Source organism: Nocardia sp. NBC_00508 (genome assembly GCF_036346875.1).
GTDB lineage: Bacteria > Actinomycetota > Actinomycetes > Mycobacteriales > Mycobacteriaceae > Nocardia.
Map to the genome: position 1 here is coordinate 2,340,492 of NZ_CP107852.1, position 25,706 is coordinate 2,366,197.

Annotated in this window: 13 protein-coding genes (1 of these 13 only partly in view); 5 read left to right on the forward strand and 8 right to left on the reverse strand. The window is 66.3% G+C overall.

Going from position 1 to position 25,706, the window contains the following annotated elements; all coding sequences use genetic code 11:
- A protein-coding gene (locus OHA40_RS10495) for an MFS transporter (RefSeq protein ID WP_330232862.1) crosses the window boundary here: on the forward strand, positions 1-14,283 show its final stretch. 22,812 nt of this gene lie to the left of the window's left edge; the window shows 14,283 of its 37,095 coding nt (coding positions 22,813-37,095); its start codon lies off the left edge, out of view; its stop codon occupies positions 14,281-14,283.
- Positions 14,284-14,421: 138 nt separating this feature from the next.
- Here the strand turns inward: OHA40_RS10495 and OHA40_RS10500 are convergent, their stop codons facing one another.
- Both OHA40_RS10500 and radC read right to left on the reverse strand, forming a co-directional pair.
- On the reverse strand, positions 14,422-15,201 hold the full coding sequence (locus OHA40_RS10500) for a hypothetical protein (protein ID WP_330232863.1): 780 nt from the start codon (positions 15,199-15,201) through the stop codon (positions 14,422-14,424).
- Between the two features lie 438 nt (positions 15,202-15,639).
- Positions 15,640-16,317 carry a RadC family protein gene (radC, locus tag OHA40_RS10505; RefSeq protein WP_330232864.1) on the reverse strand — a complete coding sequence of 226 codons (678 nt, stop codon included), beginning with the start codon at positions 16,315-16,317 and terminating at the stop codon, positions 15,640-15,642.
- Positions 16,318-16,484: 167 nt separating this feature from the next.
- Between radC and OHA40_RS10510 the strand changes: the two genes are divergently transcribed.
- Positions 16,485-16,781, forward strand: a complete 297-nt coding sequence (locus OHA40_RS10510) for a DUF6881 domain-containing protein (RefSeq protein WP_330232865.1) — start codon at positions 16,485-16,487, stop codon at positions 16,779-16,781.
- Positions 16,782-16,791: 10 nt separating this feature from the next.
- Here the strand turns inward: OHA40_RS10510 and OHA40_RS10515 are convergent, their stop codons facing one another.
- The gene (locus tag OHA40_RS10515) at positions 16,792-16,995 is read right to left on the reverse strand and encodes a type II toxin-antitoxin system VapB family antitoxin (RefSeq protein ID WP_330232866.1); all 204 of its coding nucleotides are present in this window, start codon (positions 16,993-16,995) and stop codon (positions 16,792-16,794) included.
- 107 nt (positions 16,996-17,102) lie between these two features.
- Between OHA40_RS10515 and OHA40_RS10520 the strand changes: the two genes are divergently transcribed.
- Positions 17,103-17,627, forward strand: a complete 525-nt coding sequence (locus tag OHA40_RS10520) for a DUF4396 domain-containing protein (protein WP_330232867.1) — start codon at positions 17,103-17,105, stop codon at positions 17,625-17,627.
- Between the two features lie 120 nt (positions 17,628-17,747).
- On the forward strand, positions 17,748-18,641 hold the full coding sequence (locus OHA40_RS10525) for a phenylalanine 4-monooxygenase (protein WP_330232868.1): 894 nt from the start codon (positions 17,748-17,750) through the stop codon (positions 18,639-18,641).
- Positions 18,642-18,683: 42 nt separating this feature from the next.
- Here the strand turns inward: OHA40_RS10525 and OHA40_RS10530 are convergent, their stop codons facing one another.
- Positions 18,684-19,295 carry a TetR family transcriptional regulator gene (locus OHA40_RS10530; protein ID WP_330232869.1) on the reverse strand — a complete coding sequence of 204 codons (612 nt, stop codon included), beginning with the start codon at positions 19,293-19,295 and terminating at the stop codon, positions 18,684-18,686.
- Positions 19,285-20,799: a DHA2 family efflux MFS transporter permease subunit gene (locus OHA40_RS10535; RefSeq protein ID WP_330232870.1), complete on the reverse strand. Its 1,515-nt coding sequence runs from the start codon at positions 20,797-20,799 to the stop codon at positions 19,285-19,287. The genes OHA40_RS10530 and OHA40_RS10535 overlap by 11 nt, the downstream gene beginning before the upstream one ends.
- A 130-nt stretch (positions 20,800-20,929) precedes the next feature.
- On the opposite strand from OHA40_RS10535, the gene OHA40_RS10540 reads away from it, so the two are divergent.
- Positions 20,930-22,231, forward strand: a complete 1,302-nt coding sequence (locus OHA40_RS10540) for a D-alanyl-D-alanine carboxypeptidase family protein (protein ID WP_330232871.1) — start codon at positions 20,930-20,932, stop codon at positions 22,229-22,231.
- Between the two features lie 38 nt (positions 22,232-22,269).
- Here the strand turns inward: OHA40_RS10540 and yhjD are convergent, their stop codons facing one another.
- The 3 genes from yhjD to OHA40_RS10555 all read right to left on the reverse strand — a co-directional run bounded on the left by yhjD (position 22,270) and on the right by OHA40_RS10555 (position 25,464).
- Positions 22,270-23,301, reverse strand: coding sequence for an inner membrane protein YhjD (gene yhjD, locus OHA40_RS10545; protein WP_330232872.1), 1,032 nt, complete (start codon positions 23,299-23,301; stop codon positions 22,270-22,272).
- A 141-nt stretch (positions 23,302-23,442) separates the two neighbouring features.
- Positions 23,443-24,474 (reverse strand): tryptophan--tRNA ligase, encoded by a 1,032-nt coding sequence (trpS, locus tag OHA40_RS10550; RefSeq protein ID WP_330232873.1) that lies wholly within the window; start codon positions 24,472-24,474, stop codon positions 23,443-23,445.
- A 21-nt stretch (positions 24,475-24,495) separates the two neighbouring features.
- Positions 24,496-25,464, reverse strand: coding sequence for an oxygenase MpaB family protein (locus OHA40_RS10555; RefSeq protein WP_330232874.1), 969 nt, complete (start codon positions 25,462-25,464; stop codon positions 24,496-24,498).
- Between the last annotated feature and the right edge of the window lie 242 nt (positions 25,465-25,706).

Sequence of the window (25,706 nt, forward strand, 5' to 3'; positions counted from 1 at the left end):
CTCAATGTGAGCGATTCACGGCCCGGTCCTCTCCTGCATCGAGTCCAGGAGGCGGAGCTGGCCCGATACCTCTACGGTCAGCCCGAGGTCAAGGCTGCGGCGGTGGCGGTGCTGGACCGACTGGAGACGGTGATCAGGGGCCTGTTCGAGGACGTGCTCGAGGATCTGCCAGCGGCGGCCCGGGACGAGCGGATCCGAGCAGTCTTCGACGCGTCCGCGAGGCCGCGGTGGGGCGGCATGGTGCTGCCGTCGGTGCCGATGGACGAGCTGAGGCGCGACGGAAACCTGCGCGAACTGTTGTCGGCCATGCTCAACGCAATGATCCGCAATGCCGAGCTGGGGGAAGCAGGCGTGGGCCTGACGTTGGACCAGGGCATCGCCCGGTACATGAATCAGACGGAGGCGTGGCGACGGAGCAGAGCGGGCGAGCTGGGGCTGGACTTCGACGCACTGGAGGCGGTTCGCGCGGCCGTTCTCGAGGACAAGCAGCCCGGAGAACCGGTCACCTGGGAAGACCTCAACTCGGTCAAGTACGTGCGGAGGCACGGCGACGCCGCCGATCGGGCCTACACGGAGTACGAGCGACGAAAGCTGGCATTCCCCGAACGAAATTCTGACGTGCCACGTCTCACTCCCACTTCCCGGGATGCCGCCGCGCTGGGCATGCCGCTGTCGCTGCGCGAATTCGCTGCGCTGCCGGAGCGGAGAGTGCTGCGCATCAGCAAACTCGAACTCGAGGACGGCGTGGCAATCCCGCGTCTCGAGGACGGCCGCGTCGATACCTCCCGGTTGGAAGCCCAGCTGAGAGAACACGACGACTCTGTCGCCTATGTCGTACCCACCTACATGCTCGACCCCCGCGGACAGCGAATCGTCGACGAGAAAGGTTGCCGCATCGCATGGATCAGCGTCTATCACGACGAGGGCACAGTCGATGCCGAGGAAGCCTTCGCCCTCGACCACTCCGAACGGGTCATCCAGCTCCCGTGGCGACCGGGATACGTCTACGTCGCCCCCGACGACAGCAACGACGACATCCGCAGGCTGGCCGAGCAGGAAATCCCCTCGAACGCCGGCATTTCCGGCACCGCCACCCGGATGCTCGCCCGCTTCGACTGGCTGCGCCCGCCGGGCGTCTCCCGGCACGATTTCATTGCGGCGTTGATCGCCTTCATGCTTCCCCACCAGCACACGGTGTACGAGATCGTGCGGGGCCTGGAGATGGCGGGCGTGCGGATGGGCGACGACTCGGAGTCGATGTACCGCACGATCATCGAACAGTTCGGCCCCGGGCAGCTGCCCGACCGCCCGCCGCATGCCGAGCCGAGTGATACAAAACGGCAGCCGGCACGGACACCGTGGCAGCCATCCGAATCTCCATCCACTGCTCGGCCCGATCCGGCCGCATCGGAGCCTCGAACAGACGGCTGGACACCCTGGAAGGACAGAGCGTCCCTCACCGAGGCCGCGCGGAGCGCAGGCAGCACTCGGAAAGAGGTCGTGCCACACGCTCGGTCGGGTCTGCAGGCACCGCCGACCACCGCGCGCACCAATTCGTTCGACGAATGGTTCCAGGAGCTTCGGGACCTGGGAATCGACACCGAACAGATGATGTCGGATCTGACGGAAGTCTGGGACTACCTGCGCCTCGACCTGAAATGGGAATTCCAGCCGGGCATAGCTACCGCACCCGTGTCGATGCCCAATTTTCTCCGCTCCGGCCTGCCCGACATGACCAGACGGGAACTCGTGTCCGCCATCGCGAACGAGGTGCGAGGACTCATAGAGACACCGGCGATGGGACACATCGTCGAGCAAGAAATACCTGATAGCGTACGCATCGCCTACCAGAACGTGGCCGGGTCGCTCGAACTCGCCCGAATCGGGTCGAACCGGCAAGAGTTCCGGGTTCTCACGCGACTTGTGCAAGGCAAGACCTATAAAGAAACCGCAGCGGAACTCGAAATAACGCCGTGGGCGGTGCAGAAGCAAGCCACGTCGATCTACGCCAAATTCGGCATCGAGGGGCGCAACGAGCTGGAAGCAGCAATCCGAGCCCGCCACGCCACCAGCACCGCCGCGGCCGCCCCGCGCAATCCGGCCGCGCCGACCGAGACCACCGATCAGACACCGCAGACCGACAAATCAGCGCGCCGCCCCGGGGGCATCGACCCCGTAGCGATCGACCTCGGCGATCCGGACGATCCAGCGGGCAACGAGCCCGCTGAGGAGCCCGCCACACCACAGCAACCGACCGATCCGCCCGCCGAGAAGTCGTTGTCGACGCGAGAGCTGCTCGTAGTCAACAAACCGTTCGCACACCTATTGCTGGGCAGGTGGTATCTCCCGGCAGAGGTCGGCAACATTTTCGGCACCAGCCTGGCAACGACTGCCGCACCCTATGCGCTGATGAACGCGGGCCAATCACCGGCGGCCGCCGCCATAGCCGCCGCCGCGGGGTGGCTCGCGAAGGGCGCCGAGCCATTGGCCGGCCGCACCGCCGACCGTTCCGATCGGCGAAAAATAATGCTACGGGCCCAAGCGATCGGCGCGGCGGCTGCCGCCACCACCACCGGTTTGATGCTTTTCGATGCGCCGAATCTCGCCCTTACGGTGGCCGCGGCATCACTGGTCGAAGGTACCGCGGCGACCTACTATTTCCGCGCCTTTCAAGCAGTGAACGGGGACCTTCTACTCACCGATGCACAGAAGCAAACAGGCAACGACCTGAGGAACGTCACCGGATCCACGGCATCTGTCACCGGACAGGCCCTGGGTCCCGGCCTGGCCGGCATCGCGCCCGCGGCGCCATTCGGCCTGAACACCCTTTCCTATCTGACGAATTGGGTAAACATAAAGAACTTGTCGTTGCCGCCCCAGACCTTCAGCGCGCCGCAGTCCCTGTTCCGTGATATTGCCGCCGGTGCACGGACACTGTGGGACGACAAGTTTCTCCGTGACTACACCGCAATCTCCGCGATAAATTATGCCGCGTTTGCAATGATGGGCTTCCGCACGGCCACCGTTGTGGAAGCCTCCGACCTGGGCTGGGCAGCAGGAGCGGTGGTCGCCGCGCCTGCCATAGGTGGGATAATGAGCGGCGTTCTCTCGAAGGTGACTCGCAATGTAAAGACCACCACCTTTTACCCGCTAGCACTAGCCACTACGGCGGGGGGCTTCGCGCTCCAGGCCGCAACCACCGACCCCGCAATTATCGCGGCTGCGACATTCGTGGACTCGATGGTGATGTGGACCATGCTCGCCCGGGCCGGCACGCACGAGCAAAAGGTCATCCCCTCGGAAATGCGAGGTCGAGTAGGAGGTGTGAAGGGCGGGATCTTGAATGTCCCCGCCGGTGCCGGTCTATTCGTGGCCAGCGCCCTCATCGGCGGTGCCGCAGCGAACGCGCACAGCGGCGACCCGGTTGCCGCGCTGGCGGCGACCATCAGCGCAATCGCCGCGGCCGGCTACGGCGTTGTCCTTTTCGTCAGACAGGGCCGCGTCTTCTACCGGATCGTCCGCAAAGGCGGCCGCGGGTGGTTCGGACGACGCGAGCGCCCCGCCGAGACCGAGACCGCAATCGAGCCGACGCAGATCCCGGCAACAGCGAGCGTTGGCTCGCCTACGCAGGCAACTCCGGATACACCGACCCCCGCACCGGAGGTCATCGGCAACTGCGCCATCCATATGAGCCGCGTCCACCGGGCACTGGGTGACGACACCGCGCCGGAACCCGTCGACACCGATCCGCGATGGAAGGCCGAAGACAATTGGCGCATCACCGAAGAGACCCTCGGCGCCCAACTCCGCCCGATGAAGACCAGGGGCCTCGACCCCATCGCCATAGCCGTCAAAAAAATCCGCGACAAACGCAACAAAATCGACAGCGCCGCTGTCACCGTTGCTGGACACATCCACTACATCGTCGACGTCGAAGGCCAAATCCTCATCTTCGACACCCTCATCGACACCGCCACCACCCCGGATGCGAGCACCGCATCAGAAGCGAAACGCCCCCGGAAACAACGTGACCTCCACGTCCGCAATTACGACGGTGACGAAAACGGTGAAAACAAATGGGAACCCTCGTACGACACATTCGAAGAGTCCTTCGCCGCCTATTTCAAGAGCATCAAGACGGGCACCCCCACTCCCGCCCGCCGCCAACTACCCGAGTTCCTGCACCGCAAACACCCAGTCCAGCTCCTGGGCCGGGACGCCGGCGAACAGGAATCTCGAACACCCGACCACGGGCCCACACGACCGTCCGACGCCGATCCGTCGGCTCCGCAGCCCATCTCGCGGGCCGACACCGACGCGTCGACCCCACAGCCCATATCCCCCACGCCCACAACGCGATTCGCCGCTCCGGACGCGAAGCCGATCCCATCCGCCAACCGCATCGACCCCGTCGCGATCGACCTCGGCGATGGGACCGAGTCCGAGCATCCCGCACCCGCGCAGCCGAACACGCACGAGGCCCGGGACGACGCGAACATCCCCGAGCGGTGGCGCCGGGAACGTGCCTGGGATCAAGAGCGGATCGCCGCAGTTCGCGCGGGCGACCCCGGCGCTTACGACGAGCTGTACGAGCGGTACTACGGATGGGGTCTCGGTACCGCCATGGAGATTGTCGGCGACCGATCCGACGCCGAGGACATCGTGGCCGACTGCTTCGCCGACCTTCTCGTGAGGATCCGCCGAGGTGACGGACCAGACCTCAGTTTCGGCGCCTACCTGCGTACGGCCGTTCGTCACCGGGCGTTTGCCGCCAGCACTCGCGCCAGCCGGCAGGTCCCCACCGACGATATGGCCAAACTCGATCGAATCCAGCTGGGCGGCGATCGAGCACCGGAGATCTCCGAGGAGACCCCTATCGGTCTGGCGTTCGAATCGATGCCCGAAGAATTTCGCACGGTGCTCTGGCTCACCGCGGTCGAAGGCTATTCCCCGGAGGAGGTAGCTGACCACTTGGGGTCTGCGCGGGGTGAAGTGAAGGAGCTGATCGCTCGCGCACGTGCCGAGCTGGGCCGGAAGTTCGCGGCGGAAAAGCCGCAGCATGGCCCGCTGGTCAGGGCATTGGCCGCGCTCGCGGCCGACAACGAAGGCCTCACCTCGGTGCTCGCCGAGGGCGGCGAAGCGCTTGCGATGGATGACGAACGCCTGGCCACGGATGTGGCCGTGATTCGAACAGCTCAGCATGAGCGGCCCGAACTGCTCGGCAGCGTAGTTCGACGCCTTCGCCCCGGACCTCGGGAATACTTCGTCCGCTGGTTCATGGGGCAGACGGTGGCCGACATCGCGGCCGCCACGGGGCGCAAGAAGGACCTCATCCACAAGCGGCTGCACAACGCGGTTCGCACCGTGTCGATGGCGTTGTCCCACGTCGACTCTCCCGCTGTGCAGCGCTCCCAACCGCATCCCAGCGAACGCACCGATGAGGAGATGCTGCTGCTCGTCGAGGCGGTCTGGGCTCACGACCGAGATCTGCTGGAACCGGCCACGGGGCTGGTAACCGAGGCCGAGCAGGCAGTTTTCGAGTCATATTTCCGGCAGGGTCGGACAGTGCCCGAAATCGCGACGGCGCTGGGCTGGAGGCCGAAGCGAGTTCGCCGCATGCTGCACCGCATCGCACGGCGCATGGCCTCGACGCTCTCGCCGGAGGTCGTGGAGCGGTATCTGAGTGGCGGACCGCTCCGGCGGGCCACCCACGCCGATGTCGCCCGGGAAACGGGAGTCAGCACGGCAACTGTGAAACGAGTTCTCGCTGGGCATCCGGATGCCGGACCGGACACGATCGAGCGGATCCGGGCGACCGCGCGCCGCCTCGGTGTGCGACGTGGACGGACCGGGATTGTCGCCGATGGCGACGAACAGACGTCGAATTCGCCGGTTCCCGTGGTACGCACCGATCACGATCGAGTGCCGTACCACCAGCGAGGTAGGGAGCTGCAGCTCGTCCGCGCGACGTCGAAGGATGAGTTGCGGCACCTGATCCCGTTCCTTTCCGAGGGAGACCAGAACGTCGCAACGCTGCTGCTCCTGGAGGGACTGCCCGTCTCCGTCACGGCGGAACGATTGAGCCGCCCGGCAAGCTCGGTGCAACAACGCCAACATGACATCGCCGACCTGCTGGCGGCAATGCTGTTGTCGGAGAATTGGGAACTACTGCTGGTCGAGGCGGTCCACGCGCACGATCCGGCGATACTGGCAGCGTGTTTCCCGCGACTCACCCGTCTCCAGCAGCAGTATGCCGATCAGTATCTGGCACAGGGGCTTTCGACACATGACATAGCGAATGTTCGGGGCATCCAGCAGACGACCGTCAACAAGCTGCTGCGACGAATTGCCCACATACTGGCGGGAGAACTCCCGCCCACATTGGTGCGGCGTTATCTGAGGGCGGGCGCACTTCGTCGAGTAACGCTGGCGGACATCGCCGTTCGGGCCGGAGTGACCGAGGGGACGGCGCGCCGGGTACTTGCTGGCGGACACGCCGATCCGAAGACGGAGCAGCGGATTCGGACGGAAGCCGCTCGGCTCGGATGGGCAAGTAGACGTCCCGGCGTCGTGGTGGATCATCCCGACGAGAAGTCACCGGTCCCGGCGGTCCACGAGGGCACCGCCGACTATCCGCGCCGCGGCAGGGCGTTTCGGATCATCCGATCAGCACCACCGGAAGTGCTGACGGAATGCATCGGTCAACTTCCGCCGGAACTGCAAGCAGGCGGCGCCCTGTTGTACTCCGACGAGCTGACCATCGAGGAGAAGTCGAAGGCACTGGGTTTGTCGCCGGCGCGGGTCGCCGCGCTGCGGCAGGCCGCCGCGCCACGGCTGGCGACGATGCTGTCCATCGGTGTGTCGCTGACCGACGGCTCGGCGATGTTCCTGATCGAGGCGATCGCGGCGCACTACCCGGATGTGCTGGGGCCGTGCTACTCGCAGCTTTCGCGCACCGAGTGGGAATACGCCGATCTGTATCTGGTGCAGGGCCTCTCGCAACCCGAAGTCGCTCGAGCGACGGGCCGCAGCCAGAGCACCGTCAAGGGCGCGCTGTATCGGATCGCGCACGTGTTGGCCGGGGAACTCCCACCAGAGTTGGTGTCGCGGGTGCTGAGCCGAGGCCCGCTCCGGCGAGTGACGCTCGACGATGTGGCCACTCGGGCGCAGGTAAGCAAGGCCCAGGCAGATCGCGTGCTCAACGGTCGCGGCGGAGCGAATCCCGAGACGACGAACCGGGTGCAGTCGGCCGCCACCGAGCTCGGCTGGACGCAGCAGCGGCGCGGCATCGTGGTCGTGACCGAGACGGGTGTCGAGCCGATCGAACCAGCGAGCGTGACGCCGACGACGCGATCCACTACCTCCGCTACGCAGCCGACGTCGACCGCTGATCGCGTCGACCCGGTCGCGGTCGACCTCGGCGATCCGGACGAGCCAGCGGGCAACGAGGACGTCGGCGGGGACGCAGTATCGCGGTTGAGCCCGGCGGAGGTCGGTGTATGGCTGCGCGACGAACTGCGCCGACTGACGGGCAATCCCGACGTTGAGGTCCACGAATTCGACCGGCCCGATCTCGACCCGGAGACTATCCGTGAGATCGCCCGGGCTTTGGTCGACATGGCCACGCAGCACCCGCAGGTCGATATCGGCAGCATCGACATCGGCGAGCTCTCGTCGAAGGTGGGCGCAAGGACGATGTCGAAGACCGATCCCATCACCGGTGCCGTCACAACCGAATGGATGACATTCAACGCCGACTTGGCCGCCGATCCGGACGAACTCCGTCGGTGGATGCAGGACCGAATCGCCTCCGGGAAGGCGCATCCCAGCATGGCCGACCGTCCTGCGTATGCGATCGTCGTGCACGAGTTCGGCCACATGCTCGACTACGCGGGACGGCGGAAGGCTCGATACCGTGCCGACGAGATGCTGTTCGATCATTACAAGGCAAATCGCCTGGGCGAGAATACTTACGCGGCGTTCACGGCCTGGCTGCACCGCTACCTGACCGTATACAGCTTCGACGAGAACGGCTATTTCCACCCCACAGAGGCGTTGGCCGAGGCCTTCGTCGATGTCGTGCTCAACGGCCGCGACAGTGTCAACGAGCCGGTGGGGCTGATCTACGACCTGCTGGTGGACTCCGTCGCTGCACCCACGGCCGACAGCGGCGAGGTGGACCACTCACCGGACCCCGAGCCCGAGCAGGAAGTTACGCAGGTCATCGGCCAGATGCGCGACCTGGAGAGTGCGCTCGGGCAACTGGCCGACAGCGCCGGAATGATCGACCCGACCGTGCTGCTTCGTATCCGTGCGGAATTGGACGCCCTCGTGGACGACCGGCTGGCAGCCCGCCCGGATGCCGCGCGCCGGCACGATCAGACGATTGCCACGCTGCGGGATTTGACCTCTCGCTCGGACCTCACCGAGAGCGATGTCCGAACGCTCGCCGAGATCGTCCCGATAAAACGCAGCCGAATGTCAGGGTTGTTGCGCGGGGCGAATGATCGCTACGTCCAAGCGCTGCTTGCGGCGGCCCGTTCGCTGCTCGCGGATCTCGACGCCGACCGGCCCTCGCGCGTGGCCGTGGACCTGGCTGTCAGCGAATTCTTCCACGGCCGCCGCGCCGAGGTCGACGATGTGGTGCGAAAGTTTTACTCCGGCAGTGACTCCGAGTGGACCGTACAGCGCTTGCTCGACAACAGCCGTTCGATGCTGTCCGCTGCCGAGGCCGCTCGGCGGGCCATCACCGACGCGTGGCGCCGCATCCCCGAGGATCGGCTGCTGCCGCTGTTGTCGGAACTCGCCCGAGGCGGGCTCGGCCGAGATGACGTCATCGATGCCGTCATCGGCAGATTCCCTGCGCCGCTGGGTGTGTCGGGCGGCGTCCGGGAAGCACTGCGCCGGGCAGAGAATGCGGTGTTGCGCAGTTACACCGAAGCCGCGGTGCGCGGGTACGTGTTCGGGGAGCAAGACGCGCGGACCATCACGGCCTTCGAAGAGGCCACCGCGAGGGTGCGCGCTGCGGTGGGTCTGTCAGAGAGCGATCGGGACCTGTCCGTCGAGGTGCGCGACGCCGTGGTCCGGGCCCTCTCGCTGAACGGTGTCCCCGCCCCCGACACCGCACAGCCGTCGACGCACACAGGAACGACCCCGGGCAACAGCCCCGACCCCGTCGCGATCGACCTCGGCGACGGCGACGGCGACGAACCCACACCACCGATCGACAACGCCGAGTCGCCTGACCCGTCGGTCGCGCCGATCGAGGGGCGCAACGAGCTGGAAGCAGCAATCCGAGTCCGCCACGCCGCCAGCACCGCCGCGGCCGCCCCGCGCAATCCGGCCGCGCCGACCGAGACCACCGATCAGACACCGCAGACCGACAAATCAGCGCGCCGCCCCGAGGGCATCGACCCCGTAGCGATCGACCTCGGCGATCCGGACGGCTCAGCGGGTAACGAGCCCGCTGAGGGGCCCGCCTTGGACGCAGAGGAAACCGCAGGGCCGCCGAGCGAGACACCCCGAGTTGAGACCGATCAGTCGCCCGGAACTCGGGCAACCACTGCCGCCGGGCAGAACGACTCTGGCGACAGATCACCGGCCGCCGAGGTGCTGGCCCGGCATGTCGATGCCGCAGGCGTCGAGCGGATCCTGGTGGTCAAGGGGTTCGACGACAACGGTCGGCCGGATTTGTGGCGGCTGCCTTCCGCGCACGAGGCAACCGCATTGAATGTGCGGGCCGTGGATGCGTCGGCCACCACTCGGGCCGGCATTGCGGTGGTAGAGGTGTCCGAGCGGTTCGGTGCCGGTGCCGTCGGCGAGACGCAGCTCCACGATGTTCAGTGGCTGACCCGCGATGAGCTGGACCTCAGGCAAACCAATCGACGTGTGCCCAGGGGATTCACAGCATCTGTATCCGCCGCACTGGAGGCGTTCGATCGAGTGCCCGCACCAGCGGACACGACCGCGGAACTCGCCCAGCTGGGCTCCCGTCTTTCATTGAGTACGGACACCGTCGCACGTCTCGTACACGAACTTGCCGGACGACCAGCCGACGCGCAGGAAGCGATCGTCGGCTACTTTCGTGACCTCACGGCCGAGTTCGAGCTCACAAAAGCGGGGGCCGAGTACTACGCCGACAGCGGGACCAAGGACCGCCTCGGCAGTAGTTTGAACCAGCAGCAGATTCGAATGCGCATCGCCGCCCACGCCGATATCGAGGACGCGATCCTGACTCCGCTAGCGTACGAGATACTGTACGAAATGGTGCGGGATCCGAATTGGAGTGTCGCCACCGTCGCAGACGGGATCAACCTTCTCTCGAGACCCCAGGTCGCTGCCGCGTTACGTGAGATTCATCAGAAAAATGCTCACTTCGCGCCCTATGTCATCGCGGGAATGCCAATCCGAATTGCAGACCTGGCAAGCTTCGAGCGGGAATTGAGCCGTATTGCCGAGCTGCCGCCGGGAAGCATGGAATCGCGTCTTCTCGATACGCTCGACAAATGTTTCAGCGACGGAACGAATGGCAGGGATATTGCATGGGAGTTCCTGTCGTCTCTCGAGGATTTCTCGCCTGGCTCTGTCCGGCACGAGTTCGCGGACAGACTCCTGCGGTCCGGCCAGATCTCGCACATCCCGGACGATGTGCTGGCCGAGGTGACGTTCAGTCCGCAGCAGCTGCACGCAGTGGAGGACACCTACGTCGATGGGCCGCCCGGTCCGGACTTCAGCTGCTACATCACAACGGTAGGTAAGCTAGCTTCCTCCAAGCGGCCGCCGACGGTTCGTGCGTCGCTGGAGATCATGCGGGATGTAACGCCTGGTTTTGCCCGATGCGTCCGTGATCTGATATCGGACAGCGTCTCCGAAACCGAGCGAAGTACCCTCGGTTTGCGACGCACCGGAGACGCCGTAGTTCATGAGTTGATAGAGATCGCACGCACCTTCGTGACCGAGGTCAAAAGCGCAAATATCTCGCCCGAGAATTTGGCAAAGGTGCAGTCGTCGGAATTCCTGGGACAGTTGCTGATCATCGTCACCCGATATGACTCGTCCGACTGGGGGTCCCGCACCCTGGCGTCCCTGCGTGAATTGCTCCGCTACCATGATCGGGCATCGGCGGAAGGCAGAATCGCACCGATCCCCGCGGAATATCAACCCAGCAGTGTCCTCGAAATCGCCAAACTACGGTCTCGCGACAGTGGGTCCGGATCGCAATGGACGGAGGACCTGCTGACCCGCTTCGAGAGGCTGGCGAAGAATCTGCTCGATGCGCGCTCGGCTCTGACGAGCGCGCATCGACCGATTACCTATCTAGTCGGCAAACTCGGCCGCGGTATTGTCGAGCATATCGAGGAATTGGACCGCTGCATCGCTTCGGACACGCTGGCCGACGGTTCGCCCATGAACGACAAAGCACGTCGGAATATGGTAGCGCGAGTGCATGAGCTGAAGGAACTCATCGCATCGGAGGCAGGGGGATCACAACAGTTCCCGGCGCTGCGGTCACTCGAGAATTTCGAGAATAATTTTCAGCGATTGGTGCAGGTCGGTAAACTGCATGACGATCTGCGAACCATATGCTTTGCATGGGCGATACAGCAACATCCGGTGTGGATCGATCGATTGAAAAGCCTACGACCCGAAGAACCCACGCTGGAGGACGTGGGCCTTGTCCGGGACTTTGTCGATCACACCACCAATCAAGAAGTATTTGCTCGCTACTTCTCGAGCCGCAAGAGTGCGAACAAATTCCGCCGGATGACAAGTGTCATGGCGCTGGAAGAAGCGATACTACGAACCCAGGGGGTCGGCGTCTCGAGCGATTCCACTCCACTGCAGTTTGTTCCGACACGGGGACAACTGCTCGAACTTTCCGGGAATATCGCCAGCGCCTGCTGGGCGGGCAGATACCCTTCGGTCGCCGAGGCCATGCCCAATATGACGGCCGTCATCATGGTCCGGAACCCGGACGACCCGGCCCGAACCGCGTTTGCCGGAGCCAGTCTTCTCCTCGAGACCAGTAGCGAAGCCGGCGAACCCCTCCTGCTGGTGCGCGGCCTCAATCCCATCGAGAACTATATCAACCACGTCTCCGTCGCCGATTTCTACCGAAAATTTATGGACTGGGCACAAGAAATTGCCACCGCCCGCGGATGTCGGCTCGCCATTGTCATCGATCACAAAGGTGGCGCCTCGACGAATCGTCCCGTGCTGTTCGATCACCTGACCGCAGAGCGCAAGAAACTGAAGCGGATCCGGATCGATTCGGAGAACACGACATTCAACGGCTACGACGTCGCCGACGACACATACCTCGTCGAGCCACCCGAGCCCCCGAGCGCGAAGTCGGCGACGGCATCCATTCCTATTGGTGAGCAACCGCGGTCGACCGGCAATCGCACCGACCCCGTCGCTATCGACCTCGGCGATGAAAGCTCCGAGGGTCGCGATTTCGTTGCCTCTGAGCACACCGATACCGCGGCGGATGCCTTGCCGAACACCGACGCCTCGCCGCGCGACCGACTGGACGCGCCCTCACATCGGTCCGGCTCGGAGAGGCCGGGAGACCCGGAACAGTTCCGACGGCAGGTGAAACAGCTGGTAGCGCAGGGCAATACCGAACAGGCAGTCGCCATCCTCCGGGAATCCTTCGCACACAACGTGTTCCGCTGGATACAGGCGAACATGCGAGCGCCGCAGGCGGCTCGTGAAGTCTTCGACGAGGCGTGTGCCCACGCGATCCGGAGGATCGGCCAGATAGGGCAGCGGGAGGTTGGGGAATGGGTTGTCGTCAACGCCAGAAATCTCATGGCCCAGCACCGTGAGATTGCCGAGATCTGGTACCGCATCCAGGATTTCGTTGCCCGCGGAGCGCGGTGGCGCGAATCGGATCCGCTGGCCGCGGTGCTCGCCGAGGCGGACACCGTGCAGGTGCGGCAACACATGCACGCGCTCACCCCCAACCAACAGCAGATGCTACGCCGATTCGCGTCGAGACCTTCGGATCCCGGCGCGCGCTCCGTGCTGCCCGGCGACCCCGCCGCAGAGTCACTCGCTCTGTGGCATGCGGCCTGCGCGCTGGTCGCCGCGGTCGCGGATGCGGGCGGCGTGCAGGCGTCGCTCCCGGACGCACCCAGGCCGCAGCGTACGAAGTCCGGCAGCAGTCCCGCGCCGGCTGCCCCGCCCCAGACCGAACCGACAGAAACTACGCCAGCGGCGAATTCTCGTGCGGAGTCGGCGGGAAGGACGGCCGCACCTGAAGGACCGCCCGATGCACCATCGGCCGCCGAATTGGTGGAGACGCTGGCCACCAGTTCGATCGCACCGAACCTGCCGCAGGTCGTTCGGGAGGCGCTGGCGAGTGACCGGCAGGCCTTGCAGGACTGCATCGAAAAACTCGCCCCGCCCCAGCGACAGATTCTGCATCTCCGTTTCGGGCTCGGAATGTCACCCGACCGGACCGCGGACACGTTGGATCGGACTCCCGCCGCCGTCCGTACGGCACAGCATGCCACCTTCGCCCGTCTCGCCGCGCTGTTGGAGCGGCGCGCAGGCAATGAGGCCTTGGCGGTGGTCGAGGAAGCTCAGCGGGACGACCCCGACGCATTCAACCGCTGTCTCGCCGAACTCGGCGGAAAACGGGGTGCCGTCGTCAGGGACCGGCTGGTACTCGGGCATGCCAATCGTGAACTGGCCGAAGCACACGGAAAGGACCATCGCAATACCTTTTACCGTGGCATCCAACGACTTTCGGCGCTGCTGCTCGGTGACGCCCAAGCGCGTCCCGGGGCAAAAGCCGATCGGGAACTGGTTCAGAAGACCACGCCGGAAGCACTCATACTCGCCCTCCCCGGACTCACCAACGCCACGCATCGACAGACGCTGATATTGCGGTTCGTCCGCCGCCTGCCACGCGCGGAAGCCGCAGAGGCGGCTGGCGTCGGCAGTCGTGCGTTCGAGATGCGAGAGCTCCGCGCCGTCCGTACCATCGCCGAACTACTGCGCACAACCACCGACGCACCGGCGACCACCGCGCCACCGACCGCGCCGCAACCACGCCCATTGGTGCTGTCCGATCGTGAGACCGAGATCCTCCGAATGCTCTTGGCGGACATGTACTTCGCGGAAATTGCCGCAGCGCTGGGGATCACTCCGGCAGCCGTCCGCACGCACGCCCAACACATTTACCGCAAGCTTCGGGTCGGCAACCGGGCACAGCTCGCGGAGGCGGCACGGTCCGCCGGAATCGATCTCCCCTCCCCCAGCGCGCAACCGTAAGCAGCCGAGAGCGACCAGCGGCCGACAACGAGATCCGCCACATCGGAGGCGACTCCGCCATCATCCGGCAACCGCATCGACCCCGTAGCCATCGACCTCGGCGATGGCGATGGTTCCGAGCTAAGGACAGCCTCATCCTCAGGGACGAGCCGATCCACCTACGACACAATGCCATTGCCGGAAATTCCGCTCGAGCCTGCGGACGACGTCGAACTGGTTTGGCCTGAGGTGGATTCGCGCGGTTGGTTCCTCATAGCCGGGACGGGGCCGGACAAGCAGCCTTATCACACCAACGACCCCGAGAACGGCGACCCTTTCATCCTGCTCGCCAACGGAAAGTTCGTCACCGCCGACGCGTCGCACGAGGATCTGCTCAGCGCACTCCTCGCGCAGGGCGTATCGCTGGATGAGATCAGCGGCTTCGGATGGTGGCGGATCAGCGGCCGGGTGAAGGGTCTCGATGCGTTCAGCCAAGGTTTCGAGGAATGGAACGGGGATCCGATGAACCCCGCGCAGATCCTCGACGCCTTGGAGAACAGCGGAGCCGATCTCAGCGTGTGCGAATTCGACGCACAGTTCGGTTCCGAGCACCAGGGCCTGATGTGGCGAGGCGCGGCAGCCGAGATGTTTGTCGGACAGATACTCAGCCACGAAGGCGACGCATACAAGCTGCTGTCCGGCTACTCGTCCGCTGACGACGGCGCGGGTAACCGCGTTGTCTTCTGGAACGACCTTGTCGCCTGGGAAGCGACCGCCGAGGGCCAGTCGTTCACCATCCGGGTCAACGCGGCCCGAAGGGAACCTGCCGAGGGCACGATCACCGTGCGCGCCGACGGGAACTTTGTCGCAGCGCATTACACCGCCGTCCGGTTCGGCCAGGATCAAGCGCGAGCAGCGGCCGCGTGGTCGGTCGTGCACGACAAGTTCACCTTCTGGCTCACCGATTCCGGCGCGTCCTGGGCGATGGGCAGCGAAACGGCTCCGACCGAAGACATTTCCGTCGCGGCCACCCGACCTGCGACAGTGGTGGAGTCGGCCCAACGGTCCGAGCGAATCATTCGTGCCGAGCCGGAGGGCCAATACAGCCCGAACGCGGCGTCGGAAGCCGCGTCCTGGCTGGCCGAACAGCTCGACGGCTGGCCCACCGAACAAGTGAACCTCGCGTGCGCCGAACTCACGGCCATCGTGACCGACGCCGCCGAACACCGCCGCGGCAGAGTCCATCTCGTGGCGGAGATAACCGATGACAACAGTCGATGCTGCAGGGTTGCCAGCTGCACACCTCCGAACCACCTCCTACTCCGTCTACTGAAGCGATCACCGGCTCAGCATCGAGGCGGCATTCGCCATTCGCCGTCAGCGCATCGGATACCCCGGCGCGCTGGCCCATTGCTCCCCTGCGATCACGACGTGGTCGAGGAAGCGGAGGCCTACAGTGTGGGCGGCTTCGGTGAGGATGGCGGTGGCGCGGCGGTCGTCGGGGCTGGGGGTGGGATCGCCGGAGGGGTGGTTGTGGACTATGGCGAAGGCGCGGCCGTCGTGACGGAGGACGGTGTTCAGGATTTCCCGGACCGGGACGGCGACCTGGTCGACGGCGCCTTCGGCGACGAACACCTTGTGGCGCAACCGGTTCTGCGCGTCGCATACCAGTACCAGCAGTCGCTCCACACGGGCGCCGGTGAACTGCGGGCGGGCCGCTGCGGCTACGTCGGCGGCGCTGGCCAGCCGGGACGCGGTGTCCGGCCGACCGCGCGCTCGGGCGCCGAGGTGGAACGCGGCGATGATCGCGGCCGCCTTCGCCACGCCGATCCCGGCCCGCCGCGACAGTTCCTCCGGACGCGCGGACGCCAATCCGGGTAGCCCGTCGTGCTCGACCAGCAATTCCGCCGCCAGATCCAGCGCGCTCGCACCGCGCCTGCCGTGCCGCAACAGCAGTGCGAGCAATTCGGCGTCGCTGAGCGCCTGCGGCCCGAGTACCAGCAACCGCTCGCGCGGCCGCTGCGCGACCGGCACATCGACTAGAGAGACCGCCATGACTCCACCCCTCGGTCACGCCAACAGTGCCGGGGATTCTGCCAGCCGCCACCGACACCTCGCGCAGAGTCGATCGCCTGCGGCATCCCGGCGATCCGCCGGCGACGCCATATGCTGAGGGGCGGTTCGGTCACCGAGTCGGTCCGTGAGCTGGGAGTTGATGGGCGATGTGGTACCTGAGGGCGCAATGGCATCACGACTTCGCCGACGAGCCGGTCGAGATGTTCAGCGAGATCGGTGATGACGGTTTCGAGGTGCGCAAGGTCGAGGTCTATTCCGACGGCCGCATGGACTGGGCCGATTCTCGGCACGGCACCGGCACGACCAGCCTCAGCCAGATGCCGATCCCCACGGTGGACGAGATCGACACCCAGTTCGAGTATTCCGCCCTCGAGGTCGATTCTCGCGAGTTCGAGAGCGTCTGGTTGCGTGCCCTCGCGGAGCAACCGCCCAACGAGCGGTAGCGCCCTTCCGCTACCGCTCGATGACCGCGGCCTTCGGCTCGGGAATGGCGAAGAAGGCGTTCGCGGCGAGCTTCTCCAGGTGATGCAGCTGCCGCTCGTGCACGACGATCCTGCGCAGGGCCTCGTTGATGGTGGCATCGCTCGTCACTGTGCCCATGATGGCGGCGGCAGCGGCGAGCAAGTTCTGGTCGAGATCGATCCGCACGGATTTCATGCGCCCTCCTTCGTACATTCGCCATCTTGCGCCATGGCGCCCGCTCATGTCCGGCAAATCACCAACTCGGCCTTGCATTAATACCCTACGGGGGTATAGTCCCAGCCATGGATCACAGGCACGACCCCTCCGGCGACCAGGCCGCGCACACAACGCATACAGCAGAGCACCCCACCGCACACCACCCATCGGCTACCTGGCGAATGGCGGCTGCGGCGACACTGCACTGCCTCACGGGTTGTGCCATCGGCGAGGTCCTCGGCATGGTGATCGGCACCGCGCTGGGGTGGAACAACGCCGCGACCATGGCCCTGGCCATCGTGCTGGCGTTCCTGTTCGGCTACGCGTTCACCATGCGCAGCGTGCTGCGTGCGGGACTTCCACTGGCCGCCGCCGTGAGCACCGCCCTGGCCGCCGACACCGTGTCGATCACCGTCATGGAGATCGTGGACAACGCGGTGATCCTCGCCGTCCCGGGCGCGATGGACGCCCACCTGGACAGCGCGCTGTTCTGGGCGACTCTCGCTTTCGCGTTCGCGGTGGCGTTCGTGGTGACCACGCCGGTGAACAAATGGATGATCGGACGCGGCAAGGGTCACGCGGTGGTGCATTCGCTGCACGACGGCCACTGATCAGCACGCGGCCCAGCCTCAGCTGCCGACTCGCCCCGAAGAAGCCCGTTCAGCTAGGCAGTTTGCACAGCTGGACGGGCTTTTGTTGTCGACGGCGGCCAGCGGTGCTTGCATCGAAGCATGTTCAACGAGGCTCAGCTGTACTCGCCGGTCACCCGCTCCGGCGACGATGTGACAGTGCACCTGAGCGACGAGCACCCCGGCGTGCACGACCCGGAGTACCGGGCCCGGCGCAACGCCATCGCCGCGCTGGCACTGGACTACGCGCCGGGGAAGCCGCTCCCCCACATCGACTACACCGACGAGGAACAGCGGGTGTGGCGGATCGTTTCGGCCGAACTCGCCCGCAAACACCGCACCTACGCCAGCGCGGAGGTGCTCGCGGCCGCCGAGGCACTCGCCCTGCCGACCGACCACATCCCGCAGCTGGACGAGGTGTCGTCGGCGCTCGCACCACTGACCGGATTCCGCTACGTCCCGGCCGCAGGCCTGGTGCCGCTACGCGAGTTCTTCGGCTCCTTCGCCGACCGGATCTTCCATTCCACCCAGTACATCCGGCACCATTCCGCGCCGCTGTACACACCGGAGCCGGATGCGATTCACGAGATCATCGGGCACGCCAACCAGATCGCCAGCCCGCGCTTCGCGGCCATCTACGCCGCGGTCGGCGCTGCCGTCGACAGGCTGAGCACCGAGCGCGCGCTGAAGTTTCTCGCCGACGTCTTCTGGTTCTCGATGGAATTCGGCGTCGTCCGGGAAGGTGGCGAGGTCCGGTGCTATGGAGCGGGTCTGCTGTCGTCCTACGGCGAGATCGAGGAGTTCCGCCACGCTGAGCTGCGCCCGCTCGACATCGCCCAGATGGGTACCGCGGTCTACGACATCACCCACTATCAGCCGATTCTCTACTGCGCGGAATCGGTCGCCGAGATCGAGGACGTGATCGGCGGCTTCTTCGCGACCATGGACGACGACACACCCGATCGATTGCGACACGCCAGCGCCGCCGGGGCGTAGTGAGTCCGGTCCCCCGGGCCGAGCACGACCGGAGGGAAGTCTTCAGGACTCGCGATCCGGCCCGAGCGGCATGCCCGCGTCCAGGAAATCCAATGTGCGGGTGATGTTCTCGACGTTCAACGGCGTCATCGTCGCCATGGCCAGTGCCGCGCCCGCCATCGCGCCCGCCGCCACCCGGACCTCGAAATCGTCGGCGGGCCTGCCGACATGATCGGCCAGCAAGCCCGCGAGGAGGTCGATGCTGCGGATGATCTCCCAGCCGATGGCCGACCGCAGCTCCGGCACGTGATAGAGCAGTGCCTGCCGCTCCTGCTCGAATGCCAGATCGGCCGGGGGCAGCTCGGCGAAGACCTCGAGCACCGCCGTGCGTAGGGCGGCGAACGGCGAGATGTCGCGCGGCTGCCGTCGCAGCGCCTCGATCATCACCGGATCGAGGTCGTCGGCGAGTACCAGCTGTTCCTTGGTCGGGAAGTAGCGGAAGAAGGTGCTCGGCGAGACATCCGCGGCCGCGGCGATCTGCTCGATCGTCGTCTCGTTGTAGCCCTGCTCGCGGAACAGCCGGAACGCCTCCATGCGAATCGTCCGGCGGGTCCGTTCCTTCTTCCGCTCGCGCAGACCCTGCGCCATCCCGTTCGCGGGTAGCTCAACCGACATGAATCGATTCTGCCGCACCCGGCTCGGGCGCCTGCGCGGGTCGCCGGGTGCGGACGAACGCCACCGTCAGCGCCGCCGCCAGCAGGCACAGCGCGGCGCAGGCCCACAACATCGCGCTCATGCCGCCGACGAACGCGTCCTGCACATGGAGCAGCATCGCCGGATCGCCCGCCTCATGTGCCGTCGCGACACCCGCGTTGACACCATCGGCGATCGGGTCGCGATTCAACGCGCCGAGCTCCGAACGGTAGCGGGTGGATAGCACGGTACCCAGCACCGCGACGCCGATCGTGCCGCCGGCCTGGCGCAACGCCTGCAGCAGCGCCGAGCCCGAGCCGGAGCGCTCCGCGGTCAGCTCGCCCATCGCCACGCCCATGGCCGCGGGCATCACCACGCCCATACCGGCTCCGAGCAGCGTCAGCCACAGCGCGGTGCAGCCGTAGCCGCTGTCGACGGTGGTCAGCGCGCCCAGCGCCAGTGCACCGGCGAGCAGCGCGAACCCGGCGGTGATCACCACACGGATGCCCAGTTTCGGCAGTATCCGGTCGACCAGCCTGCTGCCGACCAGCAACCCGCCGATCAGCGGAAGCAAACGCAGTCCGCTGCCGAGCGCGTCCACACCGAGCACCGCCTGGAAGTACTGCGGCACGGTGAAGAACATGCCGAACATGGCGAAGTTCACCACGATGGAAAACGCCGTGCCCCAGCGGAATCCGTCGGCGGCGAAGAGGCCGAGATCGACCAGCGGATGCGCGGTCCTGCGCTGCCAGGCCAGGAACGCCCCGAGCAGCAGCACACCGCCCGCGACGGTCGCCCAGGCGGGGCCGTCGCCCCAGCCTTCCTCGCCGATCCGAATGAAGCCGTAGGTGAGCCCCAGCATGCCAGCGGCCGACAGCACGATGCCGAGCAGATCGATGCGGAAGCCCTGCGCGCTGCGCGATTCCGGCACCAGCGCCGCGACGGCGAGCGCGCCGATCACCACCATCGGCACGTTGATCAGAAACACCGAGCCCCACCAGAAGTTGCGCAGCAGCCATCCGCCCACGATCGGGCCGAGCGGAAGCCCGATGGCGGTCGAGGTGATCCAGATGGTGAGCGCACGCTGCCGTTCCCCTTGGTCGGGAAACATGTCGGGCAACACCGACATCGACAGCGGAATCATCGCCGCCGCCGCGATCCCCAGCACGACCCGCGCCGCGATGAGCTGGCCGGGCGAGGTTGCCACCGCGCAGGCGATCGACGCGACACCGAACAGCACCAGCGCGGCCAACAAGAACTTCTTGCGGCCGTAGCGGTCGCCGAGCGCGCCCGCGGGCAGCATCACGGCGGCCAACGCCAGCGTGTACGCACTGCTGAACCATTGCAGCGCGGCGGTATTCGCATTCAGGTCGACGGCGAGCGTGGGCAGGGCCACGGTCAGCACGGTGACGTCGAGCCCGATGGTCAGCATCGCGACCGCCAGCGCGCCGAGCGCGAGCCAGCGGCGGGTCGAGTCGATCTTCATGACACCTCCACAAATGACATCTACAACCTTTTGATAGTAACTATCATTTGCTAGTAGATGTCAATAGTGGTCGCTTCGCTGGGAACGGGTGTGCGGTCGACCGGCGGAATGCTCGCTAGGCTCACTGCCGATGAAGACCACGGAGTTCCATCGCCGCGCCAGGTTCTACGCAGGCGCCCTGCTGGCTGTCGTGGCGATCGGGACGACAGCCGTGCCCGCACTCGCCGCGCCGACCACCACCACACCGTTCACCACGCCGAACACCGACGGCTGCCCGCAGAAGACGCTGCCGCCCGCACCGATCGATGCATCCGAGGTGCCCGCGCCGGGGCAGCCGACGCCGGCTCCGCTGCCGATTCCGACGCCACCGATCGGCGGCGCCCGGCTCGGCGAGTGCGGAGTCGTGCTACCGAGATCCGCGCCGCCCGCACCGCAGGACATCTCGGCGACGGCCTGGCTGGTGGCGGATCTGGACACCGGCGAGGTGATCGCGGCGAAGGACCCGCACGGGCGCTACCGGCCCGCCAGCACGATCAAGGTACTGCTCGCCACGCTGGCGCTTCGGACGTTGGACCTGAACAAGGTCGTGGCCGGCACCAGGGACGACGCCGATGTGGACGGCACCAGGGTCGGCATCGGTCCCGGTGGTCGCTACACCAATCGCCAGCTCATGCAGGCACTGATCATGGCCTCCGGCAACGACGCGGCGCACGCCATCGCCGCGCAACTGGGCGGCGACGCGGCCACCGTCGCGAAGATGAACGAGCTGGCGAAGTCGTTGCGCGCCATGGACACTCGCGCCGCCAGCCCGTCCGGCCTGGACGGACCCGGCATGAGCACCTCGGCCTACGACCTGGCCGTGCTGTTCCGTGAAGCCATGACCATCCCGCTGTTCGCCGAGCTGATCCACACCGAGCAGGTCGATTTCCCCGGTTACCCCGCGGACCCGGTAATTCCGGGCGACACCGACCGGCCCGGCTACCCGATCGGCAACGACAACCAGCTGCTCTACAACTACGAGGGCACCCTCGGCGGCAAGACCGGCTTCACCGACGACGCACGCCAGACGTTCGTCGCCGCGGCACAGCGCGGCGGCCGCAGACTCGTCGTCACGCTGCTGCAGGCCGAGGTGCGGCCGTTGCGGCCATGGGAACAGGCGGCCCGGCTGCTCGACTACGGCTTCGCGTTGTCCAGCGGGGCGTCGATCGGCACTATGCCCGGCGCGGTGGTACCCCAGCGTGACGCGGTGGCACCCCAGCGCGAACAGAGCGAAGTCGCCCTTGCCGCGCCGCCCGCATCGGGAACCGACCCTTCCGCCATGCCTCCTGCCGGAGAGCGCCGCGTCGGTACCAGGACCGTGCTGATCGCCGGCGGCGTCATGCTGATCCTCATCCTGCTGGCCGGGGCCCGCCGAGCCACTCGACGGCGTTGATCAGCCCGGCACGCAGGACAACTCGGCCTGCGGACCGGTCACCGGCGGCCGGGCAACCGGCGTAACCCCGAAAGGGCGAGAGCCGCAAGAGCGCCCGCACCGAAGAAAGCGGCACCCACACCCACCGGGATCTCGCGCGCGGGGGCTCGCGGCGCGATCACCGCGGGGGCGGGCGGCGGGATCTCGGCTTCCGGCTCGTTCTCGACGGCGGTGGCGGCCCAGGCGGTGGCGAACAGGACGATCCGGTAGGTGACGTAGGTGAACACCATCAGACCGATGATCGAGCCGAAGGTGGCGCCGGCCGGGCTGCTCAGCACCGATCGCAGGTAGATCGAGGCGACGATCTTGAACACCTCGAATGCCAGCGCGGCCAGCGCCGCTGCCCTGGCCGCGCTGGCCAGGGTGACGGGTTCGCGCGGCAGCCTGGCGATGACCCAGGCGAACACCGCCCAGGAGGCCAGGAACCCGAACAGGGTCGACAACAGCGTCAGCAGCACCCCGGCACCGGGTAGCTGTTCGAGGCCGAGGCTGCTGAGCAGCCGCGTGCCGAGGGCGCTCGACGCCAGCGCCGAGAGCCCCAGCGACACCGCGAAGGCAAGACCGAGACCCACCAGCGCGCCCAGATCGGAGAGCTTGGTCATGAACCAATTGCCGTCCGGCGTCTTCTGCTCCCACTGCTCGGTGAGCGCGGCCCGCAGGTTGGCCATCCAGCCGAGGCCGGTGTAGATGCCGACGAGCAGACCGAGCGCGCCGACCGTGCGCCGCGACTCGACCGCCTTGCCGACCAGGTCGTTGATCTGGTCGCCGAACGTGCCCGGGATGTTCTCGACGATCTTGGCCTGCAACTCGCCGAGCAGGTCCGGATTGCTGGACAGCACCACGCCCGCCACCGCGAACGCGATCATCAGCAGTGGAAACAGCGACAGCACAGTGAAGTACGTGATACCGGCCGCGTAATAGTCGCCGCGTTGTCGCTCATAGCGCCCGGCCGCCCGGACCAGATGATCCAGCCACGGCAGCGTCTGAATCCGGCGTTCGAGCCCGGCTTTGATGTTGTCGATCACCTGCACCTTGCGCCCCTTCGAACGAGAGACCTCGCATGAGGCCCACCAGGCACCGCCGAGCGAAGGCCGAGGCAGCCGCAGAAAACACGCAGCCGGACGAAGTCCGTCCTCAGCCCGCGCCGGGGCGAGCGAAGGCGAGGCAGCCGCCTAACGAGCCAGCAAGCCGACCCGGTCGTATACCTGTGCGAGGGTGTTGCCGGCGATCTCGCGCGCCCGCTCGGCTCCGGCGGCGAGGATGCGATCGAGTTCGCCTTGATCCGCCATATACTCTTGCACCTTCGCCCGCAACGGCGTGACAAATTCCACCAGCGCGTCGGCGACGTCGGCCTTGAGCTCGCCGTAGCCCTTGCCTTCGAAGTCCTTCTCCAGCGTGACGATCGGCGTCCCGGTCAGCGAACTCAGTATCACCAGCAGGTTGCTCACGCCCGGTTTCAGTTCGGGGTCGTAGCGGATTTCGCGTTCGGTGTCGGTGACCGCCGATTTCACCTTCTTCGCGGTGATCTTCGGGTCGTCGAGCAGGTTGATCAGGCCCGCGTCGGTGGAGGCCGACTTGCTCATCTTCGCGGTCGGGTCCTGCAGGTCGTAGATCTTCGCCGTGCCCTTGACGATATGCGCCTCCGGCACCACGAACGTCTTCTTGAACCGGGTGTTGAAGCGCTGGGCGAGGTTTCGGGTCAGCTCCAAATGCTGGCGCTGATCCTCACCGACCGGAACCTGCTGGGCGCGATAGAGCAGGATGTCCGCGGCCATCAGCACCGGGTAGGTGAACAGGCCGACGGTCGCGTTCTCCGCGCCCTGCTTCACCGACTTGTCCTTGAACTGGGTCATCCGGCTCGCCTCGCCGAACCCGGTGACACAGCTGAGCACCCAGGCCAGCTCCGCGTGCTCGGGCACCTGGCTCTGCGCGAACAGGGTGGACTTCTTCGGGTCGATGCCGAGCGCCAGCAGCTGCGCGGCGGCGGCCTTCGTGCGCGCCTTCAGCTCCTCGGGATCCTGCGGCACCGTTATCGCGTGCAGGTTCGGGATGAAATACAGCGCGTCGTAGTCGTCCTGCATGGTCACCCAGTACTGCAGCGCGCCAAGGTAGTTCCCGAGATGGAACGAGGAACTGGTCGGCTGGATCCCGGACAGAACCCGCTGCTTGCGTTCGGCGGCCGGGGTGGGCGCAGGACTGGACATACCCCGATCTTCGCATGTGGCTCAAGCCGAATTTCGCTGCACCCAGTTGCGTGGATCGATTCCGGGCATGCTCGGCCGCCCGCTGCCGACCAGTTCACGTTCGCGGCGGGAGAGCAGTTTGTAGACCGGTGCGCTCGGCCCGGCCAGCGTGCCTCGTAGCACCGGCGGGACCAGCGGGACCGAGACGTGCGCGGTGCGAACCGCCCGCGACAGCGCCTGGTAGGCGACCTCCTCGGACACTCCCCAGCGCATCCCGTACATCCGGCGGATACGCGGCGGCAGGCTGCCCTGGACCAGCAGATAGAACACGGAGGTGACCTGCTGCAGCGGCACCCCCTGCGCGTAGGGCACGCGCTGACCGGCCAGGTACGAGCCGACCAGCCGCGCCTCGTCGGTGAGGAACAGCTCGTCGGAGGCGAGGTAGCCGTCGAAGAAGGCGCGGAACTCCCGGTAGCTGCTGGGCGCCGCGTCCGCGGGCATGCCGAACAGCTGGCCCCAGCGCACGTAGTCCTGGTAGAGCCCCTCGCGCTCGCCGTCGGTCATGGCGCGCACCAGCAGGTCGTACATCACCTCGGCCGAGTCGAAGGTGAAGGCCATCGTCATGAACATCAGGTGTGGGTCGAGCGCGGAATACCGGGTGCCGGCCGGGTGCTGCGCACCCGCGTCCTCGGGCAGCGTGCCGCGCACCTCGACGTGCTTCTTCCTGGTGAACGCCAGCGCGCGATCGGCCTCGGCCTTGCTGCCGAGGAACACCGCCTCGAACAGATGCCCGGTCAGCGCGAGGCGGGTGTAGGGCGTCATCCGATGCTCGGTGTTCTCCGCGGTACCGACGTAGAGCAGCGGATGCACCGCGCCGATGACCAGGGCGCGCAAGCCGTAGCTGAGCCCCACCGCGCGCTTGCTCATCACCCGCCGAATCATCGAGTGATCGCTGAAGTAACCGGGCTCGGACATGGTCGCCTCCTCGTCGAGAGCATCTGGCAACAGCATCCACCAGAATTGAAATTCTGGCAAGAGTGTCTGCCAGAATTTGACTCGCGCCCCGATCTGCCCATGTGCGAACTACCCGAGCTCACCCTGCCCGTATACCAGCGGACGCCGCCTCGGTTGCACAGCGACAAATGTCGGAGGCGCTCGAGGTGCTGCTGAGATCCCCACGACTTCGGGTCGGCAACCACCCCTCGCTTTCGAGCGCAGCGAGACCGAGCATTCCCAGTTCGCGGCCCGGCTCA

What these genes read in the sequence shown, in the direction of transcription:
- OHA40_RS10520 (WP_330232867.1), top strand. Translation starts at nt 17,103, where the DNA reads ATGGATCACAGGCACGACCCCTCCGGCGACCAGGCCGCGCACACAACG.
- OHA40_RS10555 (WP_330232874.1), bottom strand. Translation starts at nt 25,464, where the DNA reads ATGCTGTTGCCAGATGCTCTCGACGAGGAGGCGACCATGTCCGAGCCC.
- OHA40_RS10535 (WP_330232870.1), bottom strand. Translation starts at nt 20,799, where the DNA reads ATGAAGATCGACTCGACCCGCCGCTGGCTCGCGCTCGGCGCGCTGGCG.
- radC (WP_330232864.1), bottom strand. Translation starts at nt 16,317, where the DNA reads ATGGCGGTCTCTCTAGTCGATGTGCCGGTCGCGCAGCGGCCGCGCGAG.
- OHA40_RS10525 (WP_330232868.1), top strand. Translation starts at nt 17,748, where the DNA reads ATGTTCAACGAGGCTCAGCTGTACTCGCCGGTCACCCGCTCCGGCGAC.
- OHA40_RS10540 (WP_330232871.1), top strand. Translation starts at nt 20,930, where the DNA reads ATGAAGACCACGGAGTTCCATCGCCGCGCCAGGTTCTACGCAGGCGCC.
- OHA40_RS10530 (WP_330232869.1), bottom strand. Translation starts at nt 19,295, where the DNA reads ATGTCGGTTGAGCTACCCGCGAACGGGATGGCGCAGGGTCTGCGCGAG.
- OHA40_RS10515 (WP_330232866.1), bottom strand. Translation starts at nt 16,995, where the DNA reads ATGAAATCCGTGCGGATCGATCTCGACCAGAACTTGCTCGCCGCTGCC.
- OHA40_RS10510 (WP_330232865.1), top strand. Translation starts at nt 16,485, where the DNA reads ATGTGGTACCTGAGGGCGCAATGGCATCACGACTTCGCCGACGAGCCG.
- trpS (WP_330232873.1), bottom strand. Translation starts at nt 24,474, where the DNA reads ATGTCCAGTCCTGCGCCCACCCCGGCCGCCGAACGCAAGCAGCGGGTT.